Genomic DNA, 21,836 nt, shown 5'->3' with positions numbered 1-21,836 from the left:
CGGCAAGAAGGGCACGGCCTCGTGGCACGGTTTCGGACATGGGTGGGCATCGCGCTGGCAGGGGCACTGTCGGTGTCCCTGGCCGGCTGCAGCAGTACCGGCGGCAAGCGCGCCGAGGACGCCCGCAAGGCCGCGTCGGCCGAGGGCAGGGCGGCGGTGAACACCCCCCGCTGGACCTTCGCGATGATCACCCACTCGGGCGACGGCGACACCTTCTGGGACATCGTCCAGAGCGGCGCCGAACAGGCCGCGGTCAAGGACAACATCAACTTCCTGTACTCCCACGACGACGAGGCCCAGCAGCAGGCGCAGCTCGTGAATGCCGCCATCGACAAGAAGGTCGACGGCATCATCGTCACGCTCGCCAAGCCCGACGCGATGAAGTCCGCCCTCGCCCGCGCGCACAAGGCGGGCATCCCGGTGATCACGGTGAACTCCGGTTCCGAGGAGTCCAAGGAGTTCGGCGCCCTCACCCACGTCGGCCAGGACGAGACCATCGCGGGCGAGGCCGTGGGCGAGGAGCTGAACGAGCGGGGCCGCGAGCAGGCGATCTGCGTGCTCCACGAGCAGGGCAACGTCGGCCACGAGCAGCGCTGCGACGGCGTCGAGAAGACCTTCGACGGCAAGGTCCAGCGGCTCTACGTCAACGGCACCAGCATGCCCGACGTGCAGTCCGCCATCGAGGCCAAGCTCCAGACCGACAAGTCCGTCGACGCCGTCGTCACCCTCGGCGCCCCCTACGCCGACACCGCCGTCAAGGCCAAGCAGGGCGCCGGCAGCAAGGCCGAGATCGACACCTTCGACCTCAACGCCAAGGTGGCCGCCGGGCTCGAGGACGGCACCCTCGGCTTCGCCGTCGACCAGCAGCCCTACCTCCAGGGCTACGAGGCCGTCGACCTGCTGTGGCTGTACCGGTACAACGCCGACGTCCTCGGCGGCGGCCGGCCGGTGCTCACCGGCCCGCAGATCATCACCAAGGACGACGCCGCCGCGCTGGCCGACTACACGAAGCGGGGCACGCGATGAACGCCACGCAGGTGAAGGCGGCTGACGAAAGGATTCTGCACACCTCTGTGCTGCGGAGACTCCTCGGCCGCCCCGAGCTGGGCTCCGTCGTCGGCGCGATCGCCGTCTTCGTCTTCTTCGCGTTCCTCGCCGACAGCTTCCTGCGCGCCTCCAGCCTCAGCACGGTGCTCTACGCCGCCTCCACGATCGGCATCATGGCCGTCCCGGTGGCGCTGCTGATGATCGGCGGCGAGTTCGACCTGTCCGCGGGCGTCATGGTCACCTCCTCGGCCCTGGTGTCGTCGATGTTCAGCTACCAGATGACCGCCAACGTCTGGGTCGGCGTCGGCGTGTCGCTCCTGGTCACCCTGGCCATCGGCGCCTTCAACGGCTTCATGCTCACCCGCACCGAACTCCCCAGCTTCATCATCACGCTCGGCACGTTCCTCATGCTGACCGGCCTGAACCTGGGCTTCACCAAGCTCATCGACGGCACCGTCTCCACCAAGTCGATCGCCGACATGGAGGGCTTCCCCTCCGCCCACGACGTCTTCGCCTCCACGATCACCGTCGGCGGCGTCGGCTTCAAGGTCACCATCCTGTGGTGGTTCGCCCTGGTCGCCGTCGCCAGCTGGATCCTGCTGCGCACCCGCGCGGGCAACTGGATCTTCGCGGTCGGCGGCAACAAGGACGCCGCGCGCGCGGTGGGCGTCCCGGTCACCAGGACCAAGATCGGCCTCTACATGGGCGTCGGCCTCGGCGCCTGGATCTCCGGCCAGCACCTGCTCTTCTCCTACGACGTCGTCCAGTCCGGCGAGGGCGTCGGCAACGAGCTGATCTACATCATCGCGGCCGTCATCGGCGGCTGCCTGATCACCGGCGGCTACGGCAGCGCCGTCGGCTCGGCGGTCGGCGCGTTCATCTTCGGCATGACCAGCAAGGGCATCGTCTTCGCCGAGTGGAACCCCGACTGGTTCAAGTTCTTCCTCGGAGCGATGCTGCTCCTCGCGACCCTGCTCAACGCCTGGGTCCGCAAGCGCGCGGAGGCCACCAAGTGACGCGGAACGAAGACCGTACGGCGCTCGTCGAGCTGTCCGGCGTCAGCAAGAACTACGGCAACGTACGCGCCCTCGAAGGCGTGTCCCTGGAGGTCCGCGCCGGCGAGATCACCTGCGTGCTCGGCGACAACGGCGCGGGCAAGTCCACCCTCATCAAGATCATCTCCGGGCTGCACCAGCACGACGGCGGCACGCTGAGCCTGGACGGCGAGGAGACCCGCCTCTCCTCCCCGCGCGAGGCCCTGGACCGCGGCATCGCCACCGTCTACCAGGACCTCGCCGTCGTCCCCCTCATGCCGGTCTGGCGCAACTTCTTCCTCGGTTCCGAGCCGCGCAAGGGCGTCGCCCCGTTCAAGCGCATGGACGTCGACCACATGCGCCGCACCACCCACGCGGAACTGCTGCGCATGGGCATCGACCTGCGCGACGTCGACCAGCCCATCGGCACCCTCTCCGGCGGCGAGCGCCAGTGCGTGGCCATCGCCCGCGCCGTGTACTTCGGCGCGAAGGTGCTGGTGCTGGACGAGCCGACGGCGGCACTGGGCGTGAAGCAGTCGGGCGTGGTCCTGAAATACGTGGCGGCGGCCCGCGACCAGGGCCTCGGCGTCGTCCTCATCACCCACAACCCGCACCACGCGTACCTGGTGGGGGACAGGTTCGTCCTTCTGAAGCGCGGCACGATGGTCGGCAACCACGAGCGGGACGCCATCACGCTGGACGAGCTGACACGCCAGATGGCAGGCGGAAACGAGCTGGACGATCTACGCCATGAGCTGCAACGGACCCAGGGGCGCGGGGAACGGCGCGAGTAACCACGACGCACCCGCACCCGGCAACGAACCGATCACGCCACCCCCTGTCCCATTCGGCACCCGGCGGAGCCGTGCGGCACAATCGCACCCGATGAGCACCTACCGCGACTTCACCGCCCCCATCGGCTCCCGCCGCGCCCCGGTCCTGCGCACCGTGGGCACGAGGGAACGCCGCTCGCACCTCACGGCACCCCGCGTGCCCACGGTCGGCATCGACATCGGCGGCACGAAGGTCATGGCGGGCGTCGTCGACGCCGACGGCAACATCCTGGAGAAGCTCCGCACGGAGACCCCGGACAAGTCCAAGAGCCCCAAGGTCGTCGAGGACACGATCGTCGAGCTGGTCCTGGACCTCTCCGACCGGCACGACGTGCACGCCGTCGGCATCGGCGCGGCCGGCTGGGTCGACGCCGACCGCAACCGCGTGCTGTTCGCCCCCCACCTGTCCTGGCGCAACGAACCGCTGCGCGACCGCATCGCCGGCCGGCTCGCCGTCCCGGTCCTGGTCGACAACGACGCCAACACCGCCGCCTGGGCCGAGTGGCGGTTCGGCGCCGGCCGCGGTGAGGACCACCTCGTCATGATCACGCTCGGCACCGGCATCGGCGGCGCGATCCTCGAGGACGGCCAGGTCAAGCGCGGCAAGTACGGCGTCGCCGGCGAGTTCGGGCACATGCAGGTCGTCCCCGGCGGCCACCGCTGCCCCTGCGGCAACCGCGGCTGCTGGGAGCAGTACAGCTCCGGGAACGCGCTGGTCAGGGAGGCCCGCGAGCTGGCCGCCGCCGACTCGCCGGTGGCCTACGGGATCATCGAGCACGTCAAGGGCAGCATCGGCGACATCACCGGCCCGATGATCACCGAGCTGGCCCGCGAGGGCGATGCCATGTGCGTCGAGCTGCTCCAGGACATCGGGCAGTGGCTGGGCGTGGGCATCGCCAACCTCGCCGCGGCCCTCGACCCGTCCTGCTTCGTGATCGGCGGCGGGGTCAGTGCCGCCGACGACCTGCTGATCGGCCCCGCGCGCGACGCCTTCAAGCGCCAGCTCACCGGCCGCGGCTACCGCCCCGAGGCCCACATCGTCCGCGCCCAGCTCGGCCCCGAGGCCGGCATGGTGGGCGCCGCCGACCTGTCCCGGCTGGTCGCCCGGCGGTTCCGCCGCGCCAAGCGGCGCCGGGTGGAGCGGTACGAACGCTACGAGCGGTACGCCGAGGCCCGCCGATCGTCCCAGGAGTCGCTGTGACGGAGACCCTGCCCCACCAGGCGGCGCCCCCGGAGGAGCCCGGGCCCCCGGGCGAGGACCGCCGGCACATGATCCGCCGCCGTGCGCTCACGCTGCTCATCATCGTGCTGCTCATCGGCGTCCCCGCCGGCTACCTCGCGATCTCCGCCGGCCAGAGCCGCGACAGCGGCAGGGACAAGGAGGCGAAGTACGCGGCGACCGGCATGACCGACGGCTGGCCGTCGAAGTTGCAGCGCCGCATCTACGAGGTGCCCGTCCCGGTCCCGTCCGACGAGGTCGCCTACTACGAGACGAACAACTGGAAGACCAGCCGGCTCTACGTCCAGTTCGAGACCACGAACGCGGGCCTCGACGCCTTCCTCGCGGGGCTGGGCGCCGACCGGGACGCGCTGAGGAAGGACAAGATCGCGATCAGCGACCGCGCCCAGCGGGTCACCGGCTGGGAGTTCGGCGGGTCCGGATCCTGGTGGGGCGTCGTCAACGCGCAGGAGAACCCGGCGCCGACCCAGGACGTCGTCGTGAACATGGACAACCCGGACTACCCGATGGTCTACGTCGTCTCGCACACCGTTCCGTAGGGTCCCGGCGGCCGGAAGCAGGCCGTCGGAGCCGATTGTCAGACCCCGCCCGTAGAGTCGAAGACATCTGATCGGGCAGACGGGCGGGAGGTGACAGAACGTATGGGCGACATGGCCGTGGCGGAGGCGACGCGCAACGGGGGGCCGGCGGCGTCCGTCCCCGTCGCGCTCGCGGCCGTCTTCCTGCCCGCACCGCTTCCGCGCGAGGGACGGATCGCCTTCTGGGACCCCGACGGCGGGCCGGTCGACGCCGCCCTTTCCGGCGACGGATCCACCGGCGGCCCCACCGGAGCCGTGGGCGGGGCCGAGACGGCCGGGGAAGCCGGGGAAGCCGTGGCCGGGCAGGAGGCCGGGGGAGCGGCCGCCGGGAGCGGGAGCGACGGCCGGCCCGTCGGGCCGACGGAGCTGACCGTCGTGCGGCCCCACGGCGCCGGGGCGCGCCGCCGGACCACGCCCGCGGTGTCGCTGCCGCTCGCCGAGGCGCTGCCCCTCCTGGTGCGGGCCCGGCACGACCCGGCCGCCCACCCGGCCACCGCCTGCTGGGGCGCGGCGGCCCTGCACGCCCTGCGGCTCACCGCGCGCGGCCGGCTGCTTCCCGGCCTGACCGCGACCGGGCACGACGCCTGGCGGGCGGGTCCGCTCGACCCCGACGACATCGCGCACCTGCGGGCCGTGGCCGCCGCCCTGCCCCCCGAGGGCCACGCGGTCCCCCTCGACGGCCCGGGACCGATCCGGCTGCCGGAGCCGGAGGCGCTGATCCGCGCCTTCCTGGACGCGGTCGCCGACACCCTGCCCCGTACCCCGGCCGCGCCCCACGCCTCGGGACGCCCGTTCGCCGCCCGCGGGGCCCAGCGTCTGCCCGACGCCCACGACTGGGCCGCGGAGGTCGCCGCGGGCATGGACGCGGGCGTACGGATCTCGCTCCGCCTCGACCTGTCCGCGTACGACCTGTTCGACCGGGACGAGGACGCCGGCGCGGCCGGGGCGGGTGCCGGGAGCGGCGGCGTGCGCAACGCGGGCGCGGCCGTCGTCCAGGTGCACAGCCTCGCCGACCCCACCCTCGTGGCCGACGCCGCGGACCTGTGGTCGGGGACGGCCGACGCGTCGTTCGGCCCCCGCGCGCGCGTGGACGCCGCGCTCGCGGTGCGGCGGGCAGCGCGGGTCTGGACGCCGCTGGACCGGCTCACCGAGCAGGACGTCCCCGACGTACTCGCCCTGTCCGAGGAAGAGGTCACCGACCTGCTGGGCGTGGCGGCCGGCCGGCTCTCCGCCGCGGGTGTCGCCGTGCACTGGCCCCGCGACCTCGCCCAGGACATCACCGCGACCGCCGTGATCAGGACCGCGCCCGGCTCGGCGACCGACGGCACGGGCTTCTTCGAGAGCGAGGACCTGCTCCAGTTCCGCTGGCAGCTCGCGATCGGCGGGGACCCGCTCACCGAGGCCGAGATGGACACCCTGGCGGAGGCCCACCGTCCGGTCGTCCGGCTCCGCGACCGGTGGGTGCTGGTCGACCCGTCGCTCGTCCGCCGGGCCCGCAAGCGCGACCTGGGCCTGCTCGACCCGGTCGACGCCCTCTCCGTCGCCCTCACCGGCAGCGCGGAGGCCGACGGCGAGACGGTCGACGTGGTGCCCGTCGGCGCGCTGGCCGCCCTGCGCGACCGGCTCACGGCGGGCCTGCGCCCCGCCGAGGCACCGCCCGGCCTGCACGCCACCCTCCGCGACTACCAGCTGCGCGGCCTGGCCTGGCTCGACCTCATGACCTCGCTCGGTCTCGGCGGCTGCCTCGCCGACGACATGGGCCTCGGAAAGACCGTCACCGTCATCGCCCTGCACCTCGAGCGGGCCCGCACCGAGCCGACCCTCGTCGTCTGCCCGGCCTCCCTCCTGGGCAACTGGCAGCGGGAGATCGAGCGGTTCGCGCCCGGCGTCCCCGTCCGCCGCTTCCACGGCCCGGACCGCACCCTCGACGACCTGACCGGCGGCTTCGTCCTCACCACCTACGGCACGATGCGGTCCGCCGCCACGACCCTCGCCGGGCAGCCCTGGGGCATGGTCGTCGCGGACGAGGCCCAGCACGTGAAGAACCCGTACTCGGCGACGGCGAAGGCCCTGCGCACGATCCCGTCCCCCGCGCGGGTGGCCCTCACCGGCACCCCCGTGGAGAACAACCTCTCCGAGCTGTGGGCACTGCTCGACTGGACCACCCCCGGACTGCTCGGCCCCCTCAAGTCCTTCCGCTCCCGGCACGCGCGCGCGGTGGAGAACGGCGAGGACGACCAGGCGGTGGAGCGCCTCGCCCGCCTCATCCGCCCCTTCCTGCTGCGCCGCAGGAAGTCCGACCCGGGCATCGTCCCCGAGCTGCCGCCGAAGACCGAGACGGACCACCCCGTCCCGCTCACCCGGGAACAGGCCGCGCTGTACGAGGCGGTGGTGCGCGAGTCGATGCTCGCCATCGAGGAGGCCGAGGGCATGGGCCGCCGCGGCCTCGTCCTCAAGCTGCTGACCTCGCTGAAGCAGATCTGCGACCACCCCGCGTTGTTCCTGAAGGAGGAGCACCCGCCGGGCGGGGGCGACCGGATGACCGCCCGCTCGGGCAAACTCGCCCTGCTGGACGAGCTGCTGGACACGGTGCTCGCCGAGGACGGCTCGGCACTGGTCTTCACGCAGTACGTCGGCATGGCCCGCCTCATCACCTCCCACCTGGCCACCCGCGCGGTCCCGGTCGACCTGCTGCACGGCGGTACGCCGGTGCCGGAGCGCGAGCGGATGGTGGACCGCTTCCAGAGCGGGGCGACCCCGGTCCTCGTCCTGTCCCTGAAGGCCGCCGGCACCGGCCTGAACCTCACCCGCGCCGGCCACGTCGTCCACTTCGACCGCTGGTGGAACCCGGCGGTGGAGGAACAGGCCACCGACCGCGCCTACCGCATCGGCCAGACCCAGCCGGTCCAGGTCCACCGGCTCATCACCGAGGGCACGGTCGAGGACCGCATCGCCGAGATGCTCCAGTCCAAGCGGGCCCTGGCCGACGCGATCCTCGGCTCCGGCGAGGCGGCCCTGACTGAACTGACGGCCCGTGAACTGTCCGACCTCGTCTCCCTGAGGAGGCCGTCATGACCCCCCGGCCCGCCGACGAGGCCCGCCGCGCCCTGCGGGAGGCGCGCGAGCGCGGCGAGGGCACGGGCGCGGACGGGGAGCGCGAGGCGGCGGCACCGGCACCGTCGGCGCCGGCCCAGGGACGGGAGGGCTGCCGTCCGGACCGGGCACCGGCGGAGCGGCCCGCGTCGCGCCCCGGGGACATCGCGCGCGCCGCGCTGCGCAGCGCACGGACCGCACGACACGCGGGGGCGGACGCTGCCGAGGACGGTGCCGACGCCCTCGACGCCCCGGGCACTCCGTCACGTCCGCAGAGCCCTGGGGGCCGGGCGGGTTCGACGGGGCGGGGAGACCCGAGCTCGGAAGCCCCGGGTGCGGGGGACCCGGCAGACGACGGAGAGCCGCAGGACTCGGACAAAACGACGGCCACGGGCGGGAAGGCGGACCGGTCCGACGACATGACCGAGCCGGCCGGCCGGACCGTACCCGACGGGGCGTCCCTTCCCGGCTCCGCCGACCGGGGCGACAGCCGGCCGGCGGACGTGGCGCGCGAGGCGCTGCGGGCGGCCCGCCGGCAGGCGAAGGCGGAAGCGGCGAGCGGGCGCGCGGCGAGCGCACGACGGACGCCCCCTCCGGCCGCGCGTCGGCGTCGGCCGGGCGGCGCGGACACCGCCGACGCCCGCGCCCGCGCCGTACGGGACTTCGCCGCGGACGCGTTCCGGCTGCCCCCGGAGACGGACCCGGCCGGGGACGCGACGCTCCCCGGGGAGGCCCCCGCTGCCGGGAGCCCGGCCGATGCTCCCTCCGGCGCGGACCGGTCGGCCTCGTACCCGGAGCGGGGCACATCGCCCGACGCAGGTCCCGCTACCGAGCCCACGGCCGCCCCGAACGCCGGGGACACGGCGAGCGCCGAGGGCGGGGCAACCGGTTCCGGACAGCCGGGGCATGCTGGGCGCGCGGCGCACACCGAGGGTGGGGCACCCGGCCCCGGGGGGCCGGGGCATGCCGCCCGTACGACGAGCCCCGAGAGCCTGCCCCCCGGCCCTGGGAGGCCTACGCCGGACCATGCCCTGCACGCGGTGAGCCCCGAAGGTCCGCCGCCCGGCCCGGGGGAGCCGGGGCATGCTGGGCGCGCGGCGCAGACCGAGGGTGGGGCGCCTGGCCCCGGGGGGTCGGGGCCGGGACATGCCGCCCCTACGACGAGCCCCGAGAGCCTGCCCCCCGGCCCTGGGACGCCTACGCCGGAGCATGCCCTGCACGCGGTGAGCCCCGAAGGTCCGCCGCCCGGCCCGGGGGAGCCGGGGCATGCTGGGCGCGCGGCGCACACCGAGGGTGGGGCGCCTGGCCCCGGGGGGCCGGGGCATGCCGCCCGTACGACGAGCCCCGAGAGCCTGCCCCTCGTTCCCGAGTGGTCGGGGCATGCTGCCCGTACGACGAGCCTCGAAAGCCTGCCCCCCGGCCCCGAGTGGTCGGGGCATGTCTCGCGCGCGGCGAGCCTCGAAGGGGCGTCGCCCGTTCCCGAGCGGTCGGGGCATCCCCCGCGCTCGGCGAGCTCCGAAGGACCGGTGTCCGCCCACGAGCGGTCGGGACGTCTGCGGTACCCGCGGGACCCGGCGCACCCGTCGGCGGCGGGCGGCCGGGAGCCTCACTCCGCACCGGTCGCGCAAGCCCGCGCCCCCCGCTCGATGGCGGCCCCGGGCCGTGACGGCGATCTCCGGCGCACCTTTCCCGCGCTTCCGCCCCGCAGGGCCGCGGACGAGGGCCTCGCCGGGACCTGGTGGGGCAACGCCTGGGTGCGGGCGCTGGAGGAGGGCGCCCTGGACGTCGCGCGGCTGGAGCGCGGGCGCGGGTACGCCGAGGGGGGACACGTGGACGCCATCACCGTGACGCCCGGGCTGGTCCTCGCCTACGTGCAGGGCAGCCGCGCCCGGCCGTACCGCGTCCAGGTGCGGCTGCGCACGCTCGGCGACGCGGACTGGGACCGGTTCCTGGACGCCGCCGTGGAGCGGCCCGGGCACATCGCCGCCCTGCTCGACAAGGAGCTTCCCCACTCCCTGGCCGACCTCGCCGACCGCGGCGTTCCGCTGCTTCCCGGCCCCGGTGACCTCACCCCGCAGTGCAGCTGCCCCGACTCCGGCCACCCCTGCAAGCACGCCGCCGCCCTCTGCTACCAGACGGCGCGTCTGCTCGACGCCGACCCCTTCGTGCTCCTCCTGCTGCGCGGCCGCGGCGAACGCGCGCTGCTCGACGCCCTGTCCCGGCGGAACGCGGCCCGCGCGGCACGCGCCGCCCAGGACCGGGGACCGGCGCCGCTGCCCGGACTCCGGGCCGGTGAGGTCCTGGCCCGGCGCGCCCTGCCGCTCCTCCCGCCGCCGCTGCCCGCGCCCCCGCATCCCGAACAGCCCCCGGCCTACCCGGCCGCCCCCGGCGGTCCCGACCCGTTCGCCCTGGACCAGCTCGCCACCGACGCGGCCGCCCGCGCCCACACTCTGCTCACCACCGGACGCGACCCGGTCGGCACGCTGACGCTGTGGCAGGACGCCGTCCGCCTCGCCGCGGCGCGCCCCGGCTCAGGGCTCACCGCGGGCACCCGCGCGCTCTACGCGTCCCTCGCCTCGGCCGCCGGGCGCGACACGGCCGAGCTGGCGCGGGCCGTCGCCGCCTGGCGGCAGGGCGGACCCCAGGGGCTCGACGTCCTGGAGGAGCCGTGGGACCCGCCGGCCGGCCGTTTCGACCGCGCCCGCCCCCTGCTGCTCGCCGCCGACCTCCCCGCCTTCCGCCCCTGGCGCAACCACCTCACCCACCCCCGGGGCCATGTCCAGCTCAGACTCGGCCGGTCGGGACTCTGGTACGCGTACGAGTCGGAGCCCGGCCGCGAGGACTGGTGGCCGCGCGGCACCCCGGACCTCGACCCGGTCGGCGCCCTGACCGGCCTGGGTACCCGAGTCGACCTCTGAGCCGAGCTCCCGGCAGACCTCGCAGTCGATCTCTGACTCCCGGGCGCGAAGGGGGCGTTGTCTTCCGCCGACCGGATGTATAGCCTCACTCATGGCATGTGACATTGCACAGACGCGGTGTGGCGCACGGAGGAGGAGCCGTTGACCCTCAAGGTCGTCGTCGTGGGCGCGGGAGTCGTCGGAGCCGCCTGCGCCTACCACGCCGCCTCGGCGGGCCTGGACGTCACGGTCGTCGACCGCGGACCCGTGGGCGCCGGGACGACGAGCCGCGGAGAGGGCAACGTCCTCCTCTCCGACAAGGAACCCGGCCCCGAACTCGCCCTGGCCCACCTGAGCCGCGCCCTGTGGGACGAGGCCGGCCGGGAGCTCGGCCCCGACTCCCTCGAACTCGAGCCCAAGGGCGGCCTGGTCGTCGCGAGCACCGCCGAAAGCCTCACCGCGCTCGGCGAGTTCGCCGCCCGGCAGGAGGCGGCCGGTGTCCGCGTCGAGCCGGTCCAGAGGGTGCGGGACCTCGAACCCCACCTCGCACCCGGGATCCCCGGCGGCGTCCACTACCCGCAGGACGCCCAGGTCCAGCCGGTGCTCGCGGCGGCCGCACTGCTGCGCGCCGCCGTACGGCACGGCGCGCGCTTCCGCACCGGCGAGGTCTCCGGCGCCGTGACCACCCGGGACGGCGGCCGGATCACCGGCGTCCGCACGGCCGCCGGTGACGTCCTGCCCGCCGACGCCGTCGTCAACGCCGCCGGGACCTGGGGCGGCGAGGTCGGCCGGCGGCTCGGCGCCCCCGTCGAGGTGCTGCCCCGCCGCGGCTTCGTCCTGGTGACCGAACCGCTCCCGCCGATGGTCCGGCACAAGGTGTACTCCGCCGACTACGTCGCCAACGTCGCCTCCTCCGACGCGGGTCTGGAGACCTCCTGCGTCGTGGAGGGCACGCGCGGCGGCACGATCCTTGTCGGCGCCAGCCGGGAACGCGTCGGCTTCGACACCACGATGAACACCGCCGTGGTCGCCAGGCTCGCCGCACAGGCGTGCCGGCTCTTCCCCTTCCTGCGCGGAGTCCACCTGATGCGCGCCTACCGCGGATTCCGGCCGTACTGCCCCGACCATCTGCCGGTCGTCGGCCCCGATCCGCGCGTGCCGGGCGTCCTGCACGCCTGCGGTCACGAGGGCGCGGGCATCGGCCTCGCCCCCGCGACCGGCGCCCTGGTGACGGCCCACCTGCTCGGCCGCCCCTGGCGCGGCGCCGACCCGGCCGCGCACACCGGCCTTCTCCCCGACCGCTTCCTCGACCCGGAGGTGCGCCCCAGTGAGTGAGATCACCGTCGACGGTGAGCCGTTGCCGTTCGTCGAGGGACAGACCGTCGCCGCGGCCCTGGTCGCCGCCGGTCGGGTCGCCTGGCGCAGCACCCGTGTCGGACACCGCCCGCGTGGCGTCTTCTGCGGCATCGGCGTCTGCTTCGACTGCCTCCTGACGATCGACGGCACTGGCGGGCAGCGCGCCTGCCTGGTGCCGGCCCGGCCCGGTATGACCGTCACGACGCGGGAGGACGACGATGCGTGAGCCGGCGGATCTCGTCGTCGTGGGCGCGGGCCCGGCCGGACTGGCGGCCGCGGTCACGGCGCTGACCGGAGGACTGCGCGTCGTGCTGGTGGACTCCGGCACCACCGTCGGCGGCCAGTACTGGCGGCACCCGCCCGAGCACGCCCGAGCGGCCGTTCCGACCGGGGACCTGCACCACGGACTGCGTACCTACCGTGCCCTGTGCCGGGCGTTGGCGACGCACCGGGCGGCGGGCCGGCTCGACCTCCTCCTCGGACACCACGCGTGGTCCGCCGTCCGCGAGGGCGACGGTTTCGCGGTCCATGCGGTCGACCGCCGCGACGCGCCGCGGGAGACCGCGGTCGTCCTGCGGGCGCCGCGGCTCCTCGTGGCCACCGGCGCCTACGACCGGCAACTGCCCTTCCCCGGCTGGGACCTGCCCGGGGTCCTGACCGCCGGCGGACTCCAGGCGCTGCTCAAGGGCGGCGGAGTGGCGGCCGGGAGCCGTGTGGCGCTGGGCGGCACCGGGCCGTTCCTGCTGCCGGTGGCCGCCGGTCTCGCCGCGCGCGGCGTCGAGGTCGTCGCGGTGTGCGAGGCGGCCCGCCCGCGGGCCTGGCTGCGGCACCCCGTCCCCCTGCTGCGCAACCCGGGCAAGTGGGCCGAGGGAGCCGGATACGCCGCCACGCTCGCCCGCCACCGCGTCCCCGTCCGCCCGCGCACGGCGATCGTCGCCGCGGAAGGCGGCGCACGCGTGTCGTCGGTGCGGATCGCCTCGCTGGCGCCCGACGGCAGCCCGCGCCCCGGTACGGAACGCCGCGTCGAGGTCGACGCCGTGGGCGTCGGCTGGGGCTTCACACCCCAACTGGACCTGCTGGTCCCCCTCGGCTGCGCCTTCACGGAGTCGGCGGACGGCAACGCGGTGGCCGCCGTCGACGCGGACCAGCGCACCACCGTCCCCGGTCTCTACACCGCGGGGGAGACCTGCGGTGTGGGCGGCGCGGCGCTCGCCCTGAACGAGGGCCGGCTGGCCGCGCGGTCGGTCCTCGCCGACTCCGGCACCAGCCCCGCACCGGCGAACCGGCCCCCGACCGCGCTGCGTGCGGCGGTGGTACGGCAACGCGCCTTCGCCCGGGCGATGGCACTGGCCCACCCGGTCCCTCCCGCCTGGCCCGCGTGGCTCACCGACGAGACCGTGGTGTGCCGCTGCGAGGAGGTGACCGCGGGTGCGGTCCGGGCCGCCCGTGCCGACGGCGCCCACGACCACCGGCAGGTCAAGCAGCTGACCCGGGCCGGCATGGGCTGGTGCCAGGGGCGGATGTGCGGACCCGCCGTGCACTGCCTCACGGCGCCGGGGCGGGCCTACGAGCCCGCGGAACGGCTCGTCGCGACACCCGTCACCCTCGGGGCGCTCGCCGACCTCGACGACGGACCGCGCGCACCACAGGCACCGCAGACGCCACAGGCACCGCAGACACCACAGGCACCGACCGCACGACAGGCACCGACGGCGCCGACGGACAACGGCTCCACCGACAAGGAGTGTTCATGAGCGAGACCCGCAAGCCCTGGCACGGCGTCATCGTCGCGACCAGCCTGCCGTTCCACGACGATCTCTCGGTCGACTTCGGCGCCTACGGCGAGAGCGTCGCCCACCTCGCCGAGCAGGGCATGCACGGCGTCGCGCCCAACGGGTCGCTGGGCGAGTACCAGACCCTCACGTACGAGGAGCGCGACCGCGTCGTCGAGACCGCCGTCGCCCACGCCCCCGCCGGGTTCACCGTCATGCCGGGCGTCGGCGCCTACGGCGGCGAGGAGGCCAGGCGGCACGCCCAGTTCGCCAAGGACGCGGGCTGCCAGGCGGTGATGTGCCTGCCGCCCAACGCCTACCGCGCCGACGACCGCGCGGTACTCGAGCACTTCGAGACGGTGGCCTCGGCGGGCCTGCCCGTCACCGCGTACAACAACCCCATCGACACCAAGGTGGACCTGCGCCCCGACCTGCTGGCCAAGTTGCACGCCGAAGGGTTCGTGGTCGGCGTCAAGGAGTTCTCCGGCGACGTCCGGCGCTGCTACGAGATCTCCGAACTGGCCCCCGGACTCGACCTCATGATCGGCACCGACGACACCGTCCTCGAGGTCGCCCTCGCCGGCGCCAAGGGCTGGGTCGCCGGATACCCGCAGGTCTTCCCCCGGGCCTGCCTCGCCCTGTACGAGGCGTCCGTCCGGGGCGACCTGGAGACGGCACTGCCGCTCTACCGGCGACTGCACCCGGTGCTGCGGTGGGACAGCAAGACGGAGTTCGTCCAGGCCATCAAGCTCGGCCAGGAGCTGACCGGCCGCCGCGGTGGCGGATGCCGACCGCCGCGGCAGCCGCTGGCCCCTCAGACGGAGGCCGTCGTGCGCGCCGCCACCCAGGCCCTGATCGACGCGGGGGTGAACTGACGATGCGTTCGACGGTCTGCTACCACGCCGTCGACTCGCACACCGAGGGCATGCCCACCCGCGTGATCACGGGCGGGGTGGGCGTCCTCCCCGGCGCGACGATGTTCGAGAAGCGGCAGCGGTTCGTCGCGGAACGCGACCACCTGCGCACCCTGCTCATGTGCGAACCGCGTGGTCACGCCTCGATGTCCGGGGCGATCCTGCAACCCCCCACCCGTCCGGACGCCGACTACGGCGTGCTCTTCATCGAGGTCTCCGGCTGCCTGCCGATGTGCGGCCACGGCACCATCGGCGTCGCGACGGTGCTCGTCGAGACCGGCATGGTCGAGGTGACCGAGCCGGAGACCCGGGTCCGGCTCGACACACCGGCCGGACTGGTCACGGCCCGCGTGCGGGTGCGCGACGGCCGCGCCGAGTCGGTGACCCTGGAGAACGTGGCGTCCTACTGCCACGCACTCGACCAGGTCGTCGACGTCCCCGGCTACGGGCAGGTGCGCTACGACCTCGCCTACGGCGGCAACTTCTACGCCTTCGTCCGCACCGACGACCTCGGCATCCCCTTCGAGCGGGCGCACAAGCAGCGGCTGCTCGACGCCGGACTGGCCGTCATGGACGCCGTCAACAAGCAGAACCCGGTGTCCCACCCGGAGAACCCGGAGATCGACGTGTGCCACCACGTCTACCTCGAAGCCCCCGGATCGACCGCCGAGCACTCACGGCACGCCATGGCCATCCACCCGGGCTGGTTCGACCGGTCGCCCTGCGGCACGGGCACCAGCGCCCGGATGGCGCAGCTGCACGCCCGCGGCCTGCTCCCGGCCGGCCGGGACTTCGTCAACGAGTCGTTCATCGGCTCCCGGTTCGTCGGCCGGATCCTGGGGGAGGCGACGGTCGGGGACCGCCCGGCCGTGCTGCCGTCCGTCACCGGCCGTGCCTGGATCACCGGCACCGCGCAGTACCTGCTCGATCCCACGGACCCCTACCCGGCCGGTTTCACCCTCTGAACGGCCAGGCGTACGCCTGCGGCCCGGGGCGGCTTCGAGCCGTCCCGGGCCTTGCCGCGCCGGACGTCCCCGCGCGGGTGACCGTGTCCGGTCAGTAGTCGGTGCCGACGGTGACCCCGTTGAAGCCGTCCACCGCGTACAGGCTGATGTAGTGGGTGCCGGCCGCCGGGTTGTCGACGGTCAGGGTGTGGCTGTTGCCGGTGCCGGTGTCACGCCGCGTGTAGCCGCCGGTGCCGGGCCAGCCGCTGTCGCCGTAGTACAGGTCCGCGTCGCCCGTGCCGCCGGACGTGGTGATCGTCAGCCGGGTGGTGCCGGCCGGGACGTGGAGGTACAGGTAGGCGTAGTTCCCCTTGGTGGCGGACTGGTCGCTCCGCCGGCAGTCCCGGCCCAGTTCCCTGGTGTCGGTGCCGGTGCACTCGGCCCCGGCCCCGGGCCCGGTGCCGGTGCCGCAGTCACCGGCCGCGCAGCCCGCCAGCCAGGTGTACCAGTCGTTGTCGTAGCGGGTGCCGATGGTGGCGGTCAGGTAGGTGCGGGCGGCGTTCCAGTCGCCCGACCGGTAGTGGCCGAGGACGGTGTCCATGTCGGCGCGGTGCCTTTCGAGCATGTACCGGGTGGCGAGGTAGCCCCAGCGGTAGACGCGGGTGGTGTCGTGGCTGTACGTGGTGTCGAAGAGGGTGCTCAGGGCGTACGTGCCGCGGCCCGCCTCGGTCATCGCCTCCGTGTAGGGGACACCGCGGTAGGAGTAGGAGACGTACTCCGCGAAGCCTTCGACCCACCAGATGGTCGGGGTGGTGATGTTGGCGTTGAAGTCGCCGTACATGTCGAAGCGGCCGTCGAGGTAGTGGGTGTACTCGTGGTTGAGGTTCCAGATCTGGAAGTCCGGGCGCAGCCACTCGGCCTCGTAGGCGATGAAGCGCGGCTGGTTGCCGGCCGCCGACGGGTCGCCCTCCAGGTACATGCCGCCGTTGTTGGTGTCGATCCCGTACATGGCACCGGCGTAGGTCTGGTAGTCGGTGCTGGAGTCGAAGACCACGACCTCGATGGTGCCGTTGCGGTCGCCGGCGACAGGACCGTTGTCACGGACGACGTCGTGGAAGTAGGCGTCCTGGCTGCGAAGGCTGCCGCAACTGGCCGCCAGCTCGCCCGAGGTCATCTGCTGGGCCCTGATGGTGATGCTGGAGCTGCACGCGTACGTCACCGGCAGCACCGCCTTCGCCAGCTGCGCCGGCAGGTCGCAGGTGCCGTAGGAGGAGCAGTCGGCCGCGTCGTAGAAGGCGGTCATCTCGGCGACGCCGACCCAGAGCGGGGCGGTGGCGCCGGTGATCGAGCTCGAGTTCAGCAAGCCGGTCGCCAGGGGCCGTACCTTGCTCCGCAGGGTGGAGTGCTGGAGGAACCTGCCGAGTTCACGTCCCGCGTTGGACGTGAGGTACGACTGGTCCGTGCCCAGGAGCGAGAGGTGCCCGGAGGCGAAGCCGTACAGGGCGTCGAGCAGGCCGGGGTCCGACTCGACGGCGGTCACGAACGCGGGCACCTGGTGGCCGCGGAAGGTCACCGTGTAGACGTTGTTGACCGCGTTGAGCATCCACCAGGAGGAGTTCCAGGAGGAGTCGTAGTCCGCCAGCAGCCGTTCGACGACGTGGATGTAGCGGGCGTTCTCCTCGGCACTGTCGATGAGGGTGACGGCCTCGGCGAGCGTCTCGCCGTTGGCGTCGCTGACGTCGCGCGAGTGCGGGGCGGCGAAGAACGCGTCGAGCCCCGCGCGTATCGCGGTCTGCAGAGCGCTGCCGTAGCCGCCCACCGTTCCGGCGTTGTAGTAGTGGACGTAGTAGCCGGCGCGGAGGTAGAGCACCAGCTGCGGCATACCGGTGCCGGCGTTGCCCGGGTACGACGCCGAGCCGTCGCGCAGGGCGTAGGCGACGGAGGTCATCTGCGCCTCGCGGAAGGCCTGGTAGGCGTCGTTCCCGGTCAGGTTGAACAGGGTGTTGACGCAGTCGGTCGTCGACGACTTGATCTGCTGGACCAGCGCGCTGCCGGTGCGGGTGGTGAACGCGGAGACGTCGCAGGCGGCGGCTGCGGTCTTCGTCCCGTCCGCGCCCCGCGGTTTCCGCTGTTCCTCGGGTGCCCCGTAGGACTCCCTGAGCGCGTCCTTGCTCGCCGCCAGCGGCGGAAGCGCCGACGCCTTCAGCCGTCCCTCGCCCACGTGGTCGGTGCCGGCGGTGACGGACTGGGCCACGGGCGGGGGACCGGCGTGCGGGTCGCCCGCGTCCGCGTCGGCGGCCCGTGGCGCGGCGGACACCGGCTGCCCGCTCACGGCGTCGGCCGGCTGCGCCGGCAGCCCGGCGACCATGGCGACGGCCAGGGCGAGCGGCACCGCCGCGCCCAGACTTCGACGGAGAAGTGACTTTCTCACTACGCCTCCCATGAGGGTGGGGACCCCGCGACGCGGGGCCACTTGGAGGATGAGAAGGCCGTGGATCGGGGAGGGCCGCGCCGTCGAACGGACGGGGGCACGGCCGATGCCTACAGATTGACATGACCACGACCTGTGCCATGTACCATTGCACAGGTGACATGGCGCCGGGAAGTGGTCCGACGGAATCCACGGTGACGAATTTCCCCGCCTGCGCCAGTGAACTGCCTTACAGCGGAGGGGACTTGACGGCGGCGCGCTCCGTCAGGCCTCGACGCCCGCCTCGGCGTCCGCCCTGCCGTCCGCCCACAGCGTGCGGACGTGGGTGAGGTGGCGGCGCATGCACTCCTCCGCCTCGCGGCTGCGGCAGGCCGCCATCAGGTCCAGCAGTTCGACGTGCTCCTCGGCGGAAGCGACCAGCCGGCCCGTCTCGTTCAGGCTGCCCAGCCCGAACAGGCGTGAACGCTTGCGCAGGTCGGCCACCACCTCCACGAGATGGTGGTTGCCGGCCAGGGCCAGCAGTTCGAGGTGGAACCGGTGGTCGGCCTCGAGGTACTTGAGGACGTCGTGCTCCCGTGCCGCGGTGACGATCTGCCGCGCCAGCGGACGCAGGGCCTCCAACTGCTCCGCGGTCGCCGTCGCGGCGACCCGGCCCACGGTGGGAACCTCGATCAGCGTGCGGATCTCGGTGAACTCGTCGAGGTCCCGCTCGGTCATCTCGGTGACCCGGAAACCCTTGTTGCGCACCGCCTCGACCAGGCCCTCCCTGGCCAGGTCCAGCATGGCCTCGCGCACCGGAGTGGCGGAGACGCCGAGTTCCGCGGCCAGAGTGGGGGCGGAGTAGATGACACCCGGACGCAGGTCACCCGCGATGAGGGCGGCCCGGAGCGCGTTGGCGACCTGATCGCGCAGATGGGTCTGGACGGAGATCGCCTGCGACTTGAGATGCGGCATCCGTGCTCCTGCGTCCGACCAGCCAATGACCTCCCACCATACAATGTCACGTTGCGTCGGCAGCCGGTGCGGGGAGTGCGGGGCGTGCGGGGTCTGCGCCGCGGTCAGCGCAGTGACGCCATCCAGCTCTCCACCTCGTCGGCAGCGCGGGGCAGTTCGGACGACAGACACCGGGCCCCGTCGGCCGTGACGAGGAAGTCGTCCTCGATCCGTACGCCGATGCCGCGCAGTTCCGCGGGCACCGTCAGGTCGTCGGGCTGGAAGTACAGGCCGGGCTCGACGGTGAGCACGTGCCCGGCCTCCAGCACACCGTCCAGGTAGGTCTCCCGTCGGGCCCCGGCGCAGTCGTGGCAGTCGAGCCCCAGCATGTGACCCGAACCGCACAGGGTGTACCGCCGGTACAGGTCGGACTCGGGAGTGCTCGCCGTCCTGCCGTACGGCCGCAGGCCCCACGCGTCGAGTCCCTCGGCGATCACGCGCATCGCCGCCGCGTGGAAGTCGCCGTACCGGGCGCCGGGCCGCAGCGCGGCGATGCCCGCGGACTGAGCCGCGTGCACCAGGTCGTAGACCCTCCGCTGGACGTCGCTGAAGCGGCCGCCGACCGGCAGTGTCCGGGTGACGTCCGCGGTGTAGAAGGAGTCGGCCTCCACCCCGGCGTCCAGGAGGAGCAGGTCCCCCTCCCGCACCGGGCCGTGGTTGCGCGTCCAGTGCAGGACGCAGGCGTGTGCCCCGGCGGCCGCGATGGTCTCGAAGCCCAGCCCGTAACCCCCGAGCCGGGCCCGCCGGTTGAAGGTGCCCTCGATCCAGCGTTCGCCCCGGGCGAGCTGTGCGGCCCGGGGCAGTTCGCCGACGACGTCCTGGAAGCCGGCGGCCGTCCAGTCCACGGCCGTACGCAACTGCGTGACCTCCCACTCGTCCTTGACCAGTCGCAACTCCGAAAGCACGCGGTCGAGTTCGGCGTCGGCGCGGGCATGGGGCGCCACCAGTGCGTCGACGTGCGCGTCCACACCGCGCAGCACACGGGTCGGGACCCGCCCGCGCAGGGCCCGCTCCAGGTCCTCGCGCGCGGCGGCCTCCACGCCGAGCGCGGCCGTCGTCTCCGGCAGCGTCCGGCGCCGGCCGGTCCAGAACTCGCCGTACCGTCGGTCGCTGTGGAACTCCGCGCCGTGCGGACCACCGTCGCGCGGCGAGCGCGGCCGGGTGAACAGGGTGACCGTGTGCCCGGTTCCGGTGGGCTCGAAGACCAGGACGCTGTCGGGGACCGCGTGCGTGCCGAGTTCGGCGGTGAGATGGACGAACGCGGAGTGCGGCCGGAAGGCGTAATCGAAGTCGTTGCTCCTGACCTTCAATCCGCCCGACGGGACGACGACGCGTTCACCGGGGAACCGCTCGGACACCGCCGAGCGCCGCTTGGCCGCGTACGTGGCGCCCGCCTGCAACGGCGGTCTGCGCTCCGTGTCCGCCCACCCGCCTTCGAAGGCGCCCTGCTCATTCATCCTCAGACTCCTCTGCCGTGGGGGTGGACGGGTGCGTCGGGGAGACGACGAACCGGGCGGCGGCAGCGGAGGTGCGGCCGGCCGTCCGGCCTCCCGCGAGATTTCCACGACGGGTCCGCGGGGACAACGGGCCGGGCCATAAGAGAACACGCGGCCCCCGCATAACGTCCGGCGCCGAGCGGGGAGAACCGGCCCGGGGCACCGGACGGCCGGAAACATCGCCCGCATAATGGACGCCCCTGCCCGCCGCACAGCGAGGTGTACCGATGGAGCTGGAGCTGTGCCACCTGCGTGTGCTGTGCGCGATCGCGGATTCCGGGAGCGTCGGCAGGGCGGCCGCGGCGCTCGGTTACACCCAGCCGGCACTGAGCACCCAGCTGCGCCGGATCGAACGACTGCTCGGTGAGGGGCTGTTCGTGCGCGCCAGCACGGGCGTGGAGCTGACCGCCTACGGTGCCGAGGTCGTCAGCCAGGCCCGCGAGATCCTGATGCGCGCCGACGCCCTCGGACGACGGCGGACGGCCGGCTCGCCCGGGCCGGTCAGCAGGCTCCGGCTGGGCGTCACCAACACACCGGTGGTGCCGGCTCTCCTGGACGCCCTCCGCGAGGCCTGCCCGGACCTCACCGTCTCCGTCAGCAGCGTCTACGCCACCGGTGACCTCCTCCGGCTCCTGGAGACCGGCGAGCTCGACGCCGCCCTGGGCGTCGACTACCCGGGGCTGCCGGTGCGGCACTCCGCCGCTCTCGCGCACCGCGCCATCAACACCGTCCCGGTCTTCGTGGCGATCCACGCCGGCCACCCGCTCGCGCACCGCATCGAGGTCCCGCTGGAGGAGCTGTCCGAGGACACCTGGTTCGTCGCCTCCGACGACGGGGTGGGCTGGCCCGGCGCCTTCTACGACGCCTGCCGGGCCGCGGGGTTCCGGCCCGCCGACACCCACGAGTTCCACGTACTCGACCAGTTGCAGTCGATGATCGCCAAGGGCCTCGGGGCGGCCCTCGTCCAGCCCACCGTGCGTCCCGTCGACGGGGTACTGGTCAAGCCGCTGGCGGGAGACCCCCTGTGGCAGCGGCACCTGCTCCTGTGGCGCCGCGAGCAGGTCGAGGCACCCGTCGCCGAGGTCGTCCACCACCACGCCGTCCACACCTACCGGACCCTGCTGGCCGGGGCTCCGCATGTGCAGAAGTGGGTGACGCGCGGCTACACGTCCGCGCGCGGCCCCTTGCCCCCGGGAAAGTGATCCGGC

The 21,836-nt window shown here is 73.8% G+C and carries 15 protein-coding genes and 1 pseudogene; 13 read left to right on the top strand and 3 right to left on the bottom strand.

Annotated features, from left to right (window positions below):
* The first annotated feature begins 21 nt into the window (after window positions 1-21).
* The 12 genes and pseudogenes from OHA99_RS06105 to OHA99_RS06050 all read left to right on the top strand — a co-directional run bounded on the left by OHA99_RS06105 (window position 22) and on the right by OHA99_RS06050 (window position 15,729).
* Window positions 22-1,026, top strand: coding sequence for a sugar ABC transporter substrate-binding protein (locus OHA99_RS06105; protein WP_153177201.1), 1,005 nt, complete (start codon window positions 22-24; stop codon window positions 1,024-1,026).
* A complete protein-coding gene (locus OHA99_RS06100) occupies window positions 1,023-2,063 on the top strand; it encodes an ABC transporter permease (RefSeq protein ID WP_381498214.1) in 1,041 nt (346 codons plus the stop codon). Before OHA99_RS06105 ends, OHA99_RS06100 begins: the two co-directional genes overlap by 4 nt.
* The gene (locus tag OHA99_RS06095) at window positions 2,060-2,875 is read left to right on the top strand and encodes an ATP-binding cassette domain-containing protein (protein ID WP_345961682.1); all 816 of its coding nucleotides are present in this window, start codon (window positions 2,060-2,062) and stop codon (window positions 2,873-2,875) included. Before OHA99_RS06100 ends, OHA99_RS06095 begins: the two co-directional genes overlap by 4 nt.
* Before the next feature lie 91 nt (window positions 2,876-2,966).
* A complete protein-coding gene (locus OHA99_RS06090; protein ID WP_153177198.1) occupies window positions 2,967-4,115 on the top strand; it encodes an ROK family glucokinase in 1,149 nt (382 codons plus the stop codon).
* The gene (locus OHA99_RS06085) at window positions 4,112-4,693 is read left to right on the top strand and encodes a sugar kinase (protein ID WP_153177197.1); all 582 of its coding nucleotides are present in this window, start codon (window positions 4,112-4,114) and stop codon (window positions 4,691-4,693) included. The genes OHA99_RS06090 and OHA99_RS06085 overlap by 4 nt, the downstream gene beginning before the upstream one ends.
* A 102-nt stretch (window positions 4,694-4,795) precedes the next feature.
* Window positions 4,796-7,807 carry a DEAD/DEAH box helicase gene (locus tag OHA99_RS06080; RefSeq protein ID WP_405694574.1) on the top strand — a complete coding sequence of 1,004 codons (3,012 nt, stop codon included), beginning with the start codon at window positions 4,796-4,798 and terminating at the stop codon, window positions 7,805-7,807.
* 1,607 nt (window positions 7,808-9,414) lie between these two features.
* Window positions 9,415-10,743, top strand: a pseudogene (locus tag OHA99_RS06075) (SWIM zinc finger family protein); the annotation flags it as partial.
* Window positions 10,744-10,884: 141 nt separating this feature from the next.
* Window positions 10,885-12,057: an FAD-binding oxidoreductase gene (locus OHA99_RS06070; RefSeq protein WP_153177195.1), complete on the top strand. Its 1,173-nt coding sequence runs from the start codon at window positions 10,885-10,887 to the stop codon at window positions 12,055-12,057.
* Window positions 12,050-12,304: a (2Fe-2S)-binding protein gene (locus OHA99_RS06065; RefSeq protein WP_153177194.1), complete on the top strand. Its 255-nt coding sequence runs from the start codon at window positions 12,050-12,052 to the stop codon at window positions 12,302-12,304. The genes OHA99_RS06070 and OHA99_RS06065 overlap by 8 nt, the downstream gene beginning before the upstream one ends.
* Window positions 12,297-13,832 carry an FAD-dependent oxidoreductase gene (locus OHA99_RS06060; RefSeq protein WP_381498223.1) on the top strand — a complete coding sequence of 512 codons (1,536 nt, stop codon included), beginning with the start codon at window positions 12,297-12,299 and terminating at the stop codon, window positions 13,830-13,832. The genes OHA99_RS06065 and OHA99_RS06060 overlap by 8 nt, the downstream gene beginning before the upstream one ends.
* A complete protein-coding gene (locus OHA99_RS06055; RefSeq protein WP_381498225.1) occupies window positions 13,829-14,725 on the top strand; it encodes a dihydrodipicolinate synthase family protein in 897 nt (298 codons plus the stop codon). The genes OHA99_RS06060 and OHA99_RS06055 overlap by 4 nt, the downstream gene beginning before the upstream one ends.
* 2 nt (window positions 14,726-14,727) lie before the next feature.
* The gene (locus OHA99_RS06050) at window positions 14,728-15,729 is read left to right on the top strand and encodes a proline racemase family protein (protein ID WP_381498228.1); all 1,002 of its coding nucleotides are present in this window, start codon (window positions 14,728-14,730) and stop codon (window positions 15,727-15,729) included.
* Between the two features lie 91 nt (window positions 15,730-15,820).
* On the opposite strand, the gene OHA99_RS06045 is transcribed toward OHA99_RS06050, so the two are convergent.
* From OHA99_RS06045 to OHA99_RS06035, 3 genes are all read right to left on the bottom strand, one after another.
* On the bottom strand, window positions 15,821-18,139 hold the full coding sequence (locus OHA99_RS06045) for a M9 family metallopeptidase (RefSeq protein ID WP_405694570.1): 2,319 nt from the start codon (window positions 18,137-18,139) through the stop codon (window positions 15,821-15,823).
* Window positions 18,140-18,403: 264 nt separating this feature from the next.
* Window positions 18,404-19,093 (bottom strand): GntR family transcriptional regulator, encoded by a 690-nt coding sequence (locus tag OHA99_RS06040; protein ID WP_405694568.1) that lies wholly within the window; start codon window positions 19,091-19,093, stop codon window positions 18,404-18,406.
* Between the two features lie 104 nt (window positions 19,094-19,197).
* Complete coding sequence (locus OHA99_RS06035) at window positions 19,198-20,589, bottom strand: aminopeptidase P family protein (protein ID WP_405694566.1); 1,392 nt, start codon at window positions 20,587-20,589, stop codon at window positions 19,198-19,200.
* A gap of 266 nt (window positions 20,590-20,855) precedes the next feature.
* Between OHA99_RS06035 and OHA99_RS06030 the strand changes: the two genes are divergently transcribed.
* Entirely contained in the window at window positions 20,856-21,830 is a 975-nt protein-coding gene (locus OHA99_RS06030; RefSeq protein ID WP_405694564.1) for a LysR substrate-binding domain-containing protein, read from the top strand.
* The last annotated feature ends 6 nt before the right edge of the window (window positions 21,831-21,836 follow it).

This window comes from Streptomyces coelicoflavus, assembly GCF_045041415.1.
GTDB lineage: Bacteria > Actinomycetota > Actinomycetes > Streptomycetales > Streptomycetaceae > Streptomyces > Streptomyces coelicoflavus.
This window is presented reverse-complemented; position numbering and strand designations above follow the sequence as displayed.

Excerpts from the sequence above, each read along its gene's own strand:
- OHA99_RS06100 (WP_381498214.1), top strand. The coding sequence starts at position 1,023 with ATGAACGCCACGCAGGTGAAGGCGGCTGACGAAAGGATTCTGCACACC.
- OHA99_RS06040 (WP_405694568.1), bottom strand. The coding sequence starts at position 19,093 with ATGCCGCATCTCAAGTCGCAGGCGATCTCCGTCCAGACCCATCTGCGC.
- OHA99_RS06080 (WP_405694574.1), top strand. The coding sequence starts at position 4,796 with ATGGGCGACATGGCCGTGGCGGAGGCGACGCGCAACGGGGGGCCGGCG.
- OHA99_RS06060 (WP_381498223.1), top strand. The coding sequence starts at position 12,297 with ATGCGTGAGCCGGCGGATCTCGTCGTCGTGGGCGCGGGCCCGGCCGGA.
- OHA99_RS06090 (WP_153177198.1), top strand. The coding sequence starts at position 2,967 with ATGAGCACCTACCGCGACTTCACCGCCCCCATCGGCTCCCGCCGCGCC.
- OHA99_RS06055 (WP_381498225.1), top strand. The coding sequence starts at position 13,829 with ATGAGCGAGACCCGCAAGCCCTGGCACGGCGTCATCGTCGCGACCAGC.
- OHA99_RS06035 (WP_405694566.1), bottom strand. The coding sequence starts at position 20,589 with ATGAATGAGCAGGGCGCCTTCGAAGGCGGGTGGGCGGACACGGAGCGC.
- OHA99_RS06050 (WP_381498228.1), top strand. The coding sequence starts at position 14,728 with ATGCGTTCGACGGTCTGCTACCACGCCGTCGACTCGCACACCGAGGGC.
- OHA99_RS06030 (WP_405694564.1), top strand. The coding sequence starts at position 20,856 with ATGGAGCTGGAGCTGTGCCACCTGCGTGTGCTGTGCGCGATCGCGGAT.